The organism is Luteibacter aegosomatis (genome assembly GCF_023078455.1).
GTDB classification, from domain to species: Bacteria; Pseudomonadota; Gammaproteobacteria; order Xanthomonadales; family Rhodanobacteraceae; genus Luteibacter; species Luteibacter aegosomatis.
In genome coordinates this window covers 493113-505321 of sequence record NZ_CP095740.1, presented here as the reverse complement: position 1 = coordinate 505321, position 12209 = coordinate 493113, and the positions used below count along the sequence as shown (strand labels likewise).

12 protein-coding genes are annotated in these 12209 nt (G+C 68.9%); 9 read left to right on the top strand and 3 right to left on the bottom strand.

The window, feature by feature from the left end:
* Entirely contained in the window at positions 1-672 is a 672-nt protein-coding gene (gene bioD, locus L2Y94_RS02215) for a dethiobiotin synthase (RefSeq protein WP_247372814.1), read from the bottom strand.
* 73 nt (positions 673-745) lie between these two features.
* Here bioD and L2Y94_RS02210 point away from each other — a divergent pair, with 73 nt between their 5' ends.
* Entirely contained in the window at positions 746-1237 is a 492-nt protein-coding gene (locus L2Y94_RS02210; protein ID WP_247372812.1) for a GAF domain-containing protein, read from the top strand.
* 87 nt (positions 1238-1324) lie between these two features.
* Here the strand turns inward: L2Y94_RS02210 and yihA are convergent, their stop codons facing one another.
* Positions 1325-1972, bottom strand: coding sequence for a ribosome biogenesis GTP-binding protein YihA/YsxC (yihA, locus tag L2Y94_RS02205; protein WP_247372810.1), 648 nt, complete (start codon positions 1970-1972; stop codon positions 1325-1327).
* Positions 1973-2122: 150 nt separating this feature from the next.
* On the opposite strand from yihA, the gene L2Y94_RS02200 reads away from it, so the two are divergent.
* The 5 genes from L2Y94_RS02200 (at position 2123) to L2Y94_RS02180 (ending at position 5872) form a co-directional block, all read left to right on the top strand.
* Complete coding sequence (locus L2Y94_RS02200) at positions 2123-2935, top strand: c-type cytochrome (RefSeq protein WP_247372807.1); 813 nt, start codon at positions 2123-2125, stop codon at positions 2933-2935.
* A gap of 81 nt (positions 2936-3016) precedes the next feature.
* Complete coding sequence (locus L2Y94_RS02195) at positions 3017-3898, top strand: thiol:disulfide interchange protein DsbA/DsbL (protein WP_247372804.1); 882 nt, start codon at positions 3017-3019, stop codon at positions 3896-3898.
* 32 nt (positions 3899-3930) lie between these two features.
* Positions 3931-4584, top strand: a complete 654-nt coding sequence (locus tag L2Y94_RS02190) for a thiol:disulfide interchange protein DsbA/DsbL (protein ID WP_247372801.1) — start codon at positions 3931-3933, stop codon at positions 4582-4584.
* A gap of 89 nt (positions 4585-4673) precedes the next feature.
* Entirely contained in the window at positions 4674-5495 is an 822-nt protein-coding gene (locus tag L2Y94_RS02185) for an endonuclease/exonuclease/phosphatase family protein (RefSeq protein ID WP_247372799.1), read from the top strand.
* On the top strand, positions 5492-5872 hold the full coding sequence (locus L2Y94_RS02180; RefSeq protein WP_247372797.1) for a hypothetical protein: 381 nt from the start codon (positions 5492-5494) through the stop codon (positions 5870-5872). Before L2Y94_RS02185 ends, L2Y94_RS02180 begins: the two co-directional genes overlap by 4 nt.
* A 78-nt stretch (positions 5873-5950) precedes the next feature.
* Here L2Y94_RS02180 and L2Y94_RS02175 read toward each other — a convergent pair whose 3' ends face one another.
* Positions 5951-7597: a glycoside hydrolase family 17 protein gene (locus L2Y94_RS02175; protein WP_247372795.1), complete on the bottom strand. Its 1647-nt coding sequence runs from the start codon at positions 7595-7597 to the stop codon at positions 5951-5953.
* Positions 7598-7744: 147 nt separating this feature from the next.
* Between L2Y94_RS02175 and L2Y94_RS02170 the strand changes: the two genes are divergently transcribed.
* From L2Y94_RS02170 to L2Y94_RS02160, 3 genes are read left to right on the top strand one after another with little or no spacing between them, the layout of a single operon-like run.
* On the top strand, positions 7745-9814 hold the full coding sequence (locus tag L2Y94_RS02170) for a transglycosylase SLT domain-containing protein (protein WP_247372793.1): 2070 nt from the start codon (positions 7745-7747) through the stop codon (positions 9812-9814).
* Positions 9815-9818: 4 nt separating this feature from the next.
* Complete coding sequence (locus L2Y94_RS02165; protein WP_247372791.1) at positions 9819-10760, top strand: complex I NDUFA9 subunit family protein; 942 nt, start codon at positions 9819-9821, stop codon at positions 10758-10760.
* A gap of 5 nt (positions 10761-10765) precedes the next feature.
* Positions 10766-11998: a multifunctional CCA addition/repair protein gene (locus L2Y94_RS02160; RefSeq protein WP_247372789.1), complete on the top strand. Its 1233-nt coding sequence runs from the start codon at positions 10766-10768 to the stop codon at positions 11996-11998.
* Positions 11999-12209 lie beyond the last annotated feature (211 nt).

Here is a 12209-nt window from a genome sequence, read left to right as displayed (position 1 = left end):
TCAGCCCAGGAGGGAGAGGTCGAGGAAAATGGCCGCCTCGGCCGGCGCCACGCGATGCGGCAACGTGCCCAGCAAGGGGGCGTCGATGTGCCGGCGCAGCGTCCGGATGTTTTCGTCGATGAGGTGCATTTCCGGCTCGATGATGTTCGCGATCCACCCGGCGAGCCGGCAGCCGTCGGCCTCGATGGCCCGCGCGGTCAGGCGCGCATGGCTGATGCAGCCCAGCCGGATGCCGACCACCAGCACCACCGGCAGGTGCCAACGCTGGGGGAGTTGCTCCATCGACAGCTCGTCGGACAACGGCACCATCCAGCCGCCCACGCCCTCCACCACCACGCGTTCATGGGTAGCGCCCAATGTCGCGAACGCCTCGTCCAGCGGCTCCCAACGCACGGACACCCCTTCCCTGGCGGCGGCCAGGTGCGGCGACACGGCTTCTTCCAGCGCCAGCGGATTGACCTGCGCGTAGGCGGGCCGGGGATGGCTGGCCGCCTGAAGGTCCAGGGCGTCCTGGTTGCGCAGGCCGTCGGGCGTGCGCGCCGAGCCGCTGGCGACCGGCTTCATGCCGGCCACGCGCTCGCCGGCCTGGCGGAAGGCGTGCACGAGGGTCTGGGCACCGTGGGTCTTGCCGATGCCCGTATCGGTTCCGGCGACGAAAAGATGGCGGGTCATGGAGCGGCCTTGCGCTGGCTGGGACGTGGCACCATACACGGCTTCGACTACCCGCAGACGTCCGGACGCCGCCATGTACGAAGCCAAGGCCATCGACACCGCCGACAAGGCCACCCTCTACGCCGAACTGGCGGAGCAGGCCGCGGGGCTCATGCACGGCGAGCCCAACACGATCGCCAACGCCGCCAACTTCGCGGCCCTTGTGTACGACGTGCTGCCCGACCTCAACTGGGCGGGCTTCTACCTCTACGACGGCACCGAGCTGGTGGTGGGGCCTTTCCAGGGCAAGCCGGCCTGCATCCGCATCGCGCTGGGCCGCGGCGTGTGCGGCACCGCCGCGCAGACGCGGCAGACGCAGCTCGTGCGCGACGTGCACGCGTTCGATGGGCACATCGCCTGCGATGCCGCGTCCAACGCCGAAATCGTGGTGCCGCTGGTGAAGGCCGACGGCAGCCTGTTCGGCGTGTGGGACGTCGACAGCCCGACGGTGGCGCGGTTCGACGAGGAAGATCGCAAGGGCATGGAGTCGCTTTGCCGGGTCTTCATGGAAACGCTCGCGACCTGAATCGCGGACAGGGTCCGCACCCACCCTTCGGTAGCCGGCTTTCCTGCCGAGGGATGGGAGCGGACCCTGTCCTCGATGGGTTTCGCTTCAGAGTTCGTGCGAGCGAGGCGTACGCAGCAGTTCCATGATCTTCGCCCGGGCCTCTTCGACACCGGTCTTCGCCAGCGACGAAAACACCTGCGCCGTGCCCTGCACGCCCTGCTGGCGAAAATCCTTGCGCAGCGCGTCCAGCGCCTTGGCCGCCTGGCCGCGCGAGATCTTGTCGGCCTTGGTCAGCAGCACGTGGCACGGCAGTTCGGTGGCCGCGCAGAACGCCAGCATCGTGCGGTCGAAATCCTTCATCTCGTGGCGAATGTCCACGATGAGCACGATGCCGCGCAGGCTGCGGCGCATCTTGAGGTAGGCGTCGATCTCGCCGCGCCAGTGCGTGCGCATCGCCTCGGGCACCTTCGCATAGCCGTAGCCGGGGAGATCCACCAGGCGCGCGTCGAGCGGCGTGGCGTCCTCGCCCATCTTCAGCGGCGGAAGGTCGAACACCACCATCAGCTGCGTGCGGCCCGGCGTCTTCGACGTGCGCGCCAACGCGTTATGGCCCGTCAACGCATTGAGCGCGCTCGACTTGCCCGCGTTGGAGCGACCGGCGAACGCCACTTCGGCGCCCTGGTCGTAGGGCAACTGGGTGATTTCGTGCGCGGCCAGAACGAAGCGGGCGCCGTTGAGCGGATTGGATGACATGGCGTGTCGGATAAACCGGGCTGCACGAGCAGGGCCCGGCAGTATAGCGGCATGGGTTTGACCGGGCTCTCAAGGCACCGCCATAATCATTCGGTTCAGGCGTGGCAGGGAGCACGCCCGGTCATGAAGTATCCCCTTCCGGAGACACTTATGAAGTTCAGGCACGCCGCCGCTGCCATCGTCACCATGCTCGTCATGAGCGCCGCAGGCGCTCAGTCCGTTGCTCCCGCCAAGCCGTCCAGCGCACCCGCGCCGTCGGGCACGGCCGCCAAGCCCGGCGCCAATGCCGCCACCGATCCGGCCACGCCGGGCATGCCCACGGGCGAGCAGGCCACCGCCGCCACGCCCTCGGGCGAAGCCGGCGCGGCCCTCAAGCCGGGCGACGCCACCGCGGGTCAGGGCAAGGCCGCCGTCTGCGGCGCCTGCCACGGCATGGACGGCAACTCCACCGATCCGCAATACCCGCGCCTCGCCGGCCAGAGCGAACAGTACATCGCCGCGCAACTGGCCGACTTCAAGTCCGGCAAGCGCATGAATCCGGTCATGCAGGGCTTTGCCCAGGCGCTGTCCGAGCAGGACATGCACGACGTCGGCGCCTACTTCGCCACCAAGGCGTCGCTGCCGGGCGTGGCCGACCAGGCCTACGTCGAACAGGGCCAGGGGCTCTATCGCTCCGGCGACGTCGACCGCGGCATTCCCGCCTGCATGGCGTGCCACGGCCCCGATGGCCGCGGCAATCCGGGGGCCCATTACCCGCAGCTCACCAGCCAGCACGCGAAGTACACCGAATCGCGCCTGAAGGCGCTGCGCGAACGCGACCCGGCGCAGGCGGGCCCGCACACGAAGATCATGGTCGAGGTGGCGAAAAAGCTCGACGACAAGGATATCGCCGCCGTCGCCAGCTACATCGAAGGCCTGCACACGAACGAACCCGTGCCGGCCGCCGCCCCAGCGTCGCCCTGAAGGCGTTAAAGTTGGAAGATCGAACGGGCCCGTCGGGCCCGTTCTCATTTCGACGGTAAGAAAAGGACACCACCGATGCGTATGCGCCTTCCTCTCCTCTGCGCCGCCCTGATCGGCCTCGCGGCCTGCGGCTCCGGCAACCAGGAGACCGCTCCCGCCGCTCCGGCGACCGCCTCCACGAGCGCCCCCGCGGCAGCCGCGCCCGCCGCTCCGGCCACGGCCGCCGCCCCCGCGCCCGCCACCAGCAGCGCGCCCGCCGGCACCGGCACGGCCGCGGCCGTCGCACCGGCCCCCGCGCCCAGCGAAGACGACGCCAAGCGTCCCGACGTGAAGCCGTTCGTCGACGACGGCAAGTGGGTGGAAGGCAAGCACTATTTCCGCATCGATCCCGCCCAGCCGACCAGCACCCCGGGCAAGATCGAGGTCACCGAGGTGTTCTCCTACGGCTGCCCGGCCTGCTTCCAGTTCCACGGCATGGTCGACGAACTGGTCAAGAGCCTGCCCAAGGGCACGGTGATGACCTACACCCCCGCCGCGTTCCGCCCGGACGAGAACTGGCCGTTGCTGCAGCGCGCCTACATCACCGCCCAGGCCTTCGGCGTGGACAAGCAGAGCCACGACGCCATGTTCGACGCCGTGTTCAAGAGCGGCGAACTGGGCATCTACGACAAGCAGACGAACAAGCCCAAGCCCGAGTCGGGCTGGCCCACCATCGACGACGTGGCCAAGTTCTACGCCAAGTACGGCGTGAAGCCCGAGGAATTCGTCGCCACCGCGAACTCCTTCACCATCAACACCAAGATGAAACGCGCCGATGAACTGATCCGCGCCTACGAGGTCGATAGCACGCCGACGATCGTCGTGAACGGCAAGTACCGGCTCACCCCGATCACCGCCGGCGGCTATCCGCAGGCCCTCGAACTCACCCAGTGGCTGATCACCAAGGAAGCCGCGGGCAAGTAACCGCTTCCCCTCGCACTTATATGGAGATTTCCATGTTCAAGCGTCTCCCGCTGCTGCTCTTCGCCCTGGCCCTGTCCACGGCGTGCAGCGCCAAGCCCGCCGAAGGCGCGGCCCCCAGCTTCACCGACGGCGCGGAATACGCGTCCATCGCCACGCCGCAGCGCCTGGACCCCAAGGGCAAGGTCGAGGTCGTGGAGGTGTTCTCGTTCGGCTGCATCCACTGCGCGCACTACGAGCCCAAGGTGGAAGAACTCCAGAAGAAGCTGCCCAAGGATGTCGTGTTCCACCGCGTGCCGGCCGCCTTCAACGACGCCTGGCTGCCGTTCGCGCAGGCCTACTACGCCGCGGCGAAGCTCGTTCCCGCCGGCAAGCTCGACGAGTCCACCGACAAGCTGTTCAAGGCCAAGTGGGACCTGCACATGCCGCTGAACGCCCTCGAGGAGATGGCCGACTGGTACAAGCAGAACTACGGCGTCGACAGCGCGAAGTTCGTGCAAGTGGCCCAGGGGCCCGAGGTCAAGGCACAGATCGAACGCGACACGAAACTGGTCCAGGCCTGGGGCGTCGAAGGCACGCCGACGGTGGTCGTGGACGGCAAGTACCGCAGCAACAACATCAAGGACTTCGACCAGCTCAACGACGTGGTCATGTTCCTGGTGAACAAGGAACGCAACGGCGGCAAGTAAGCCGCCGGCCGGCCCATGCCCCCCGTTCACACGGCGGGGGGCATCCTCCGACGCCACGGCCCGACGAGACCTTGCCCTGCCTTGAAGCCATGACCCGCTCAACGCCGTCCTCCCCCAACGCCTCCGAGCGCACCCTGCGCCTGCTGAGTTGCAACATCCTCGCCGGCGCGAGCGTCCAGCGGTACAGCGACTACTTCACGCGCAGCGTCAACGCGGTGCTGCCCGGTCCGTCGAAACTCGCCAACCTCGACTCGCTCGCCGCCCTGCTGCACGAATTCGACGTGGTGGGCCTGCAGGAGGCCGATGCCGGCAGCCTGCGTTCGGGTTTCCTCAACCAGACCCGCTACATCGCCGAAGCCGCCGGCATGCCGTTCTGGAGCCACCAGCCCAACCGGCCCATGGCCCGGGTGGCGCATTCGGCCAACGGCCTGCTGAGCCGTATCGAGCCGACCGAAGTCATCGATTACCCGCTGCCCGGGCGCATCAAGGGGCGTGGCGCGCTGTTCGTCCGCTTCGGCGAGGGCACCGACGCACTGGTGGTGGTGGTGGCCCATCTCTCGTTGGGCGCTGCCGCGCGCATGGGCCAGCTCGCCTTCATCGCCGAGCTGCTGGCGCCCTACCCGCATGCCGTGTTGATGGGCGACCTCAACACCGAGCCGTCGAGCCCCGAGATGCGTCTGCTCTTCGACAAGACCGCCTTGCAGGTGCCGACGAACGCCATGCCCACCTTCCCCAGCTGGAAGCCGCGGCGCGCGCTCGACCACATCCTCACCTCGGCCGATATCACCCTCGAGCGCACGTGGACGTTGCCGCGCGCGTTCTCCGACCACCTGCCGCTCGCGGCCGAAATCCGCCTGCCGCTCGCCATCGCGCAAGCCGCGGGTGCGACGCACATGAGTTCCACGCCATGACCTCCCCGCTCCGCGCCGCCCTGCCCTGGGCCCTCATCGTCCTCGTCGCGATCGGCGCCGTCCTGCTTCGCTACGGTTTCATCGAACCTTCCGACATGGCGCATGCCTGCGACGGCCGCGACGGCCCTTGGTGGTGCGGCACGCGCAACCTGATCGTGCAGGGATTTCTCAACTACACCTACGGCTATGCAGCCGTGGTCGTGGCGCTGGTCGCACTGTTCGTGCGCGGCACGGGCGTGTCCACGCTGGCGGCCTGCCTCGGCGTGATCGCCTTGCAACTGTATTGCTACGAAGGCGGCGCGGTGGCCTTGCTGGTGGGTGCGTTGCGACTGGTGCGGGTTCAATACGACCAGCGGAGCGCGCTCGTCACCGCCTAAGACATTCCCATCGCGGACAGGGTCCGCTCCCGCCCTTCCTACCGGAGGGTGGGTGGGAGCGGACCCTGTCCGCGATACCTACGGAGTGATAACGCGGCGGCGTGCCCGATGCCATGCGCCGAGTACCGGCACCGCCAGCGCGAGATTCAGCACCAGCCAACCCCACGACACCAGGTTGGCCCCGTTCTCCTGCACCACCACGGCGGCACCCAGCAGCACCAACCAGATCGCCAGCAAGCGCTCCTCCACCAGCGGCATGAGCGCTTCCTCGCGGGTGCGCAGCATGGCCAGCAACAGGAAGCCGATAGACGGCAGGGCGAACAGGCCCACCGGGAAATCGCGGTAGCGGCCGTTGAACACCATCAGGATGCCGTAGAGCGTCAGCACGAACATCCAGAAGAACCGCTGCGGCGTGAACACGCCCGACCACGCGATGCCCAGGATGCGCCGCTCGCCGGGACGCGGGGCGACGGCCGCGGGGTTGATCGGCGACGCCAGGCGCGCGGCGATGGTCCGCGACAACGACAACGCCGTGAACAGCGCGACGACGCCGATACCGATGCCCACCGCCCATTCGAGCGTGTTGCGACAGGCGAACGCCAGGAGCCGCGCATGCGCGGCGAGCGCGGTACCCGCGGCGAACCCGGCCAACGCCAGCGACAGCCAACCCGAAAGACCATGCCAGCGACGGCGAACCGTGCCCACCAGCAGGAACAACACGGCACCGGCGCCACCGGCGCCGATCGCCCAGGTCCAGCGCGGCTCCTCGACCACCGGGCCGGTCATGGCGAACTTGGGCTTCGCGTCGACGTCGAAAATGCCCCAGTAGCCGCCGACGGTGCCCTCCAGGTCGCGCTTCCACGGCTGGTCGAAGGCCTCGATCACGTTGTAGGGCATGTCGACCGTGGCGGCGTAGTCGAGGAATTCGCGCAGGTAGCGCGCCTCGTTGACGAGGCTGGCGCTGGCGTCCCGGCGCGTGCGTCCCTGGCTGGGCCAACCGGTTTCGCCGATCATGATGGACTTGCCGGGAAACCGGGCCTTCATCTGCTGGTACACGTCGGCCACGTGGCGTACGGCACGCTCGGGCGCCACCGGCTCGTCTTCCCAATAGGGCAGGATGTGGATCGTGAGGTAGTCGGTGACCTTGGCCAACGCCGGATGCTTGAGCCAGAACTCCCAGACGTCGGCGTACGTCACCGGCACGTCTGTGGCGTCGTTCACCCGCGCGATGTAAGCGGCGAGCGCTTTTTCGGACAACTCGCCGCGCAACATCACCTCGTTGCCCACCACGATGCCGCGCAGGTTGTCGTGGTCGCGGCGCGCGGCCTCGATGCCGAGCTTGATCTCGCGCTCGTTGGCGGCCGGATCGCGGCCCAGCCAGATGCCCATCAGCACTTTCATGCCGTAGCGACCGGCGATGTCGGGCACGGCACCCAGGCCCTGGCTCATCGAGTACGTGCGCACGCAATCGAAGCGCGCCGACAACGCCTTGAGATCGGCGTCGATGCGCTCGGGCGGAATGAACGCGTTGAGGTCGAACGGCGTTTCGCCCTTGAGGCGGAACGGCGCGTACGATACGCAGGCGATCTTGGCCGTGGGCGAATCCGGCAGGTTCACCGGGCGGCCGAGCAGCCACCAGTAACCGGCGCCGAACACGGCGGCGGCGGCGAGGAGGATCCAGGCGAGCGGTCGCGCGAACCGCGCGTAGGAGGTATGGGGCGGCATGCCGTTCCAGTGTGAAGCGAGGATGTCGATCCGGATTAGCTTAACGGGCCGGACGCGACAGGGCGATTCCCTTTCGCCGATGCCGTTCATCCGACCTGCGCGCCGGTTTCTTACAATCATGCGGTACGCACCCGTGAAGGAATACCGATGATCCGCTTCCTGGCCGGCTTTGCCCTCGCCGCCCTCGCGCTCGCCCATGCGCCGTCCGCCTCCGCCGAAGGCACCGATGCGCAACGCGCGCGCTTTCGCGAGGCCTACGCCGTGGCGACCACCCAGGGCGGCGACGCTTGGCGCGCTCAGGCCACGGGGCTGGAGGGGTACAGCCTGTTCCCCTACCTCGAGGCCGCGGCGCTCACCCACGACCTTCGCACGCTGGATCGTGCGCCGGTGCAGGCCTACCTCGACCGCTATCCGGGCCTGATTCCCGCCGCCGACCTGCGTCGCGACTTCCTCGGCGAGCTGGCCCGGCGCAAGGACTGGGCCACGTTCACCGCCATGTACCAGCCCGGCCTGGGCGATTCGCTGGCGTGTTTCGCGCTGCAGGCGAAGCTTTCCCGGAACGAGCCCCTGGTGTTCGAGCGCGACCTGGCCGACCTGTGGAAGAAAGCCAGCCTGCCCAACAGCTGCGATCCCGTGATCGACGCGGCGGCCGGCCAGGGCCTGCTCACCACCGATCGCGTGTGGGCACGCATCCAGGTGGCCGCCGACTCGGGCAAGGGCGGCACGGTGGCGGCGCTGGCCCCACGCCTGCCGCCGTCGGACGCACCCGTGGCCCAGCGTATCGCCCTGGCGCTCAACGATCCCGCCACGGCCCTGCGCCAGGCCACCGATTGGCCCGATACCCCACGCCATCGACAGGCCGTCACCTTCGCCTTGCAACGCATGGCGCGCAAGCAATCGACCGTCGCCGACAGCGCCTGGGCCACGCTCGCACCGCGCTTCGCCCTGAGCGAGCAGCAGAAGGGCGCGATCGAGAACTCGCTGGCGCTGTTCCATGCCACGGATTTCGACGAGTCCGCGCTCGACCGGCTGGCCGCCCTGCCGCCCGGCGCGCAGACCGACGGCACGCGCGAATGGCGCGTGCGCGTCGCGCTGGCCCGGCAGGACTGGAATGCCGCGCTCACCGCCCTGGACGCCCTCGCCCCCTCGCAGAAAGACGACGGCGAATGGCGCTATTTCCGCGCGCTGGTGCTCGCGAAGCTCGGTCGCCACGACGAGGCGCAGGCGATCTATCGACGCGTTTCGCAGGAAGCCACCTATTTCGGCTTCCTTGCCGCCGATCGCATCGACGCCTCGTATGCCATCTGCCCGTCGACCCTGGCCACCGACGAGCGGCGCGAGGCCGCCCTGTTGAACGATCCCGGTCTCGACCGCGCATTCGAGCTCTACGCCGTCGGCCTGCAGAAGCTGGGGCGCCGCGAGTGGAGCGCGGCGTTGGCCGGCCGCGATGCCGACACCCAGCGGCTCGCCGCCGACCTCGCCTTCCGCAAGGGATGGTACGACCGCGCGGTCTTCGGCCTGTCGTCCGGCGACGCGTTGCGCCTGTACGAACAACGCTTTCCGCTGGCGCGACAGGACGGCGTCGTCGAGCAGTCGGGCCAGGCGGGTATCGAAGCGCCGTGGGCCTACGCGATCATCCGCGCCGAGAGCGCCTGGATGAGCGACGCGCGCTCGAGCGCCGACGCCCGCGGCCTGATGCAACTGTTACCGACCACGGCGGCCATCGTCGCCAAGCGCAACGGCTTGTCCTGGAGCGGCGGCGAGAGCCTCTACGACCCGCCCACCAACATCGTGCTCGGCACGCGTTACCTCGCGCAGATGGCGGCGCGCTACAACGGCGCGCCGTGGCTGGCGAGCGCCGCCTACAACGCCGGTCCGAACAAGGTCGATCAATGGGTGGAGGCGCGCGGCACGCTCGATCCCGACCTCTTCGTGGCGAGCATCCCCTACAAGGAAACCCGCGAGTACGTGGCCCGCGTGATGGCCTTCGCGGTGATCTACGACTGGCGCCTCAACGGCAACGCGCTGCCCATCGGTTCGCGCATGACCCGCATCGGCAGCGCCTATGCGTTGCCGCAGGCCGGTGCCGTGCGCCGCGCGGTAACCTGCCCCGCGCCGGCCGTGGCGCAACCCACGCCGCCGAGCGCGCCCGCCGTCGCCGAACCCGCGCCGGCGGAAGCCTCGTCGGCCCCCGCCGCGGAGGAGCCCTCGCGCTGACCCCATGAAAGCCCAACGCATCGTCATCCTCGGCGGCACCGGCTTCGTCGGCAGCCACCTCACCTCGCGACTGGCCGCCGACGGCCACCGTTTGCTGCTGCTGTCGCGCAACCGCCAGGCCCATCGGCAGGCGACCGTGGGGCGCAACGTCAGCGTCGTCTCCGCCGACGTCTATGACGCACCCGAACTGCGTCGGCACATCGCGGGGGCCGATGCGGTGATCAACCTCGTCGGCATCCTCAACGAGGGGCGGCGCGACACGTTCGCCCGCGCGCACGTGGGCCTCACCCGCCTCGTCGTCGATGCCTGCCGGGATACGGGCGTGCATCGGCTGCACCAGATGAGCGCGCTCAACGCGGGGGCCGGCACGTCGGGCTACCTGCGCTCGCGCGGCGAAGCCGAGGCACTGGTGACGGCGTCCACGCTGGACTGGACGATCTACCGGCCGAGTACCATCTTCGGTCCGGGCGACGGCCTGGTCACGCGCTTCGACAAACTGCTCGCCGTCGCGCCGGTCATGCCGCTGCCGCGACCGTCCGCACGGATGGCGCCGGTCTACGTGGGCGACGTGGTGGAAGCCATCGCCCGCGCGGTGGCCGATCCGGCGATCTCGGTACTGCGTACCTTCGAGCTCTACGGTCGCGAGGTCTGGACGCTGCTCGACCTCGTGCGGGCCATCCGCGACGCCCGCGGCCGACATCGTGTCGTGCTGCCGCTGCCCGACGCGCTCGGCCTCGTGCAGGCCCACGTGGCCCGCTTCGCTCCCGGCAAGCCGTTCACGCCCGACAACTTCCGCACGCTGCTGATCGATTCGGTGGGCAAGAGGGACGGCCTGGCCGAACTGGGCATGGAACCGCAGGCGCTTTCCGCCTGGTTGCCGCGATTGCTCGGCCCGTCCGTGCGCCAGCACCGTCTCGACGAAGCACGCCGCAAGCGTCGAAGATAGGCGGCATGGATATCTATCTCGTCGGCGGTGCCGTCCGCGACCAACTGCTCGGCCGCCCCGTCGTCGATCGCGATTGGGTGGTGGTGGGCGCCACGCCCGAGGCCATGCTCGCCGCCGGTTACCGCCCGGTGGGCAAGGATTTCCCGGTTTTCCTGCACGGGGAGACGAAGGAGGAATACGCCCTCGCCCGCACCGAGCGAAAGACCGGGCGCGGGTATCACGGCTTCGCGTTCCACGCCGATCCGTCGGTGACGGTGGAGCAGGACCTCGAGCGCCGCGACCTCACCATCAATGCCATCGCACGCCGCGAGGACGGCACGCTGGTCGATCCCTTCGGCGGGGCGCGCGACATCGAAACGCGCACGCTGCGCCACGTGTCGGCCGCCTTCGTGGAAGATCCGGTTCGCCTGCTGCGCGTGGCACGCTTCGCCGCGCGCTACGCGCCCCTGGGCTTCACCGTGGCCGACGAGACCATGGACCTGATGAAGCGCATGGTCGACGAGGGCGAGGTCGATCACCTCGTGCCCGAACGCGTGTGGACGGAAACGCGCAAGGCGCTGGCCGAGCCGATGCCCCAGGCCTTCGTGCGCGTATTGCGCGAGACCGGCGCGCTGCGCGTGCTGTTTCCCGAAGTGGACGCGCTTTACGGCGTGCCGCAGCGGCCGGAGTTCCACCCGGAGGTGGACACCGGCATCCATGTCGAGCTCGTGCTGCAGGCGGCGGCGAAGCTCGCGCCGGGCGATGCGTTGGTGGGGTGGTGCGCGCTCACCCACGACCTCGGCAAGGCGCTGACGCCCGCCGAGGTGCTGCCTCGCCACATCATGCACGAACAGCGCGGCATCGAGCCGGTGCGCGCGATGTCCGCGCGATTGAAGGTGCCGGCCGAGTACGCCTTCATGGCCGAGATGGTCTGCAAGCACCATCTCAACGCGCACATGGTCTTGCAGCTGAAGCCCGCCACGGTGCTTCGGATGCTCGATGCGTTGGGCGCGTTGCGGCGTCCGGAGCGTCTGGAGACGTTCCTGCTCGCGTGCATGGCGGACAAGCGCGGACGGCTGGGCAGCGAGGAGGCGGCGTATCCGCAGGCGGACTACCTGCGAGCCTGCCGCGCCGCAGCCGCGGGCGTGACGTCGAAGCCGTTCGTGGAGAAGGGACTGGAAGGACCGGCCATCGGCGAGGCGATGAAGAAGGCGCAAGTCGCCGCCATCGCTTCGGTCGTAAAGCCTTCGCAAGATTGATTCGCCGATACGATCGGCTCCCACCCCTTCGGTAAGGAGCTTGCCGAGGCTCGGATGGTTTCGACCGCTTCGGTCGTAAAGCCTTCGCAAGATTGATTCGCCGATACGATCGGCTCCCACCCCTTCGGTAGGGAGCTTGCCGAGGCTCGGATGGTTTCGATCGCTTCGGTCGCGGAACTCTCGCAAGACCGCGCTCGGTTCTCACCCCCCC

What these genes read in the sequence shown, in the direction of transcription:
- yihA (WP_247372810.1), bottom strand. Translation starts at nt 1,972, where the DNA reads ATGTCATCCAATCCGCTCAACGGCGCCCGCTTCGTTCTGGCCGCGCAC.
- bioD (WP_247372814.1), bottom strand. Translation starts at nt 672, where the DNA reads ATGACCCGCCATCTTTTCGTCGCCGGAACCGATACGGGCATCGGCAAG.
- L2Y94_RS02170 (WP_247372793.1), top strand. Translation starts at nt 7,745, where the DNA reads ATGATCCGCTTCCTGGCCGGCTTTGCCCTCGCCGCCCTCGCGCTCGCC.
- L2Y94_RS02180 (WP_247372797.1), top strand. Translation starts at nt 5,492, where the DNA reads ATGACCTCCCCGCTCCGCGCCGCCCTGCCCTGGGCCCTCATCGTCCTC.
- L2Y94_RS02200 (WP_247372807.1), top strand. Translation starts at nt 2,123, where the DNA reads ATGAAGTTCAGGCACGCCGCCGCTGCCATCGTCACCATGCTCGTCATG.
- L2Y94_RS02165 (WP_247372791.1), top strand. Translation starts at nt 9,819, where the DNA reads ATGAAAGCCCAACGCATCGTCATCCTCGGCGGCACCGGCTTCGTCGGC.
- L2Y94_RS02190 (WP_247372801.1), top strand. Translation starts at nt 3,931, where the DNA reads ATGTTCAAGCGTCTCCCGCTGCTGCTCTTCGCCCTGGCCCTGTCCACG.
- L2Y94_RS02195 (WP_247372804.1), top strand. Translation starts at nt 3,017, where the DNA reads ATGCGCCTTCCTCTCCTCTGCGCCGCCCTGATCGGCCTCGCGGCCTGC.
- L2Y94_RS02185 (WP_247372799.1), top strand. Translation starts at nt 4,674, where the DNA reads ATGACCCGCTCAACGCCGTCCTCCCCCAACGCCTCCGAGCGCACCCTG.
- L2Y94_RS02175 (WP_247372795.1), bottom strand. Translation starts at nt 7,597, where the DNA reads ATGCCGCCCCATACCTCCTACGCGCGGTTCGCGCGACCGCTCGCCTGG.
- L2Y94_RS02210 (WP_247372812.1), top strand. Translation starts at nt 746, where the DNA reads ATGTACGAAGCCAAGGCCATCGACACCGCCGACAAGGCCACCCTCTAC.
- L2Y94_RS02160 (WP_247372789.1), top strand. Translation starts at nt 10,766, where the DNA reads ATGGATATCTATCTCGTCGGCGGTGCCGTCCGCGACCAACTGCTCGGC.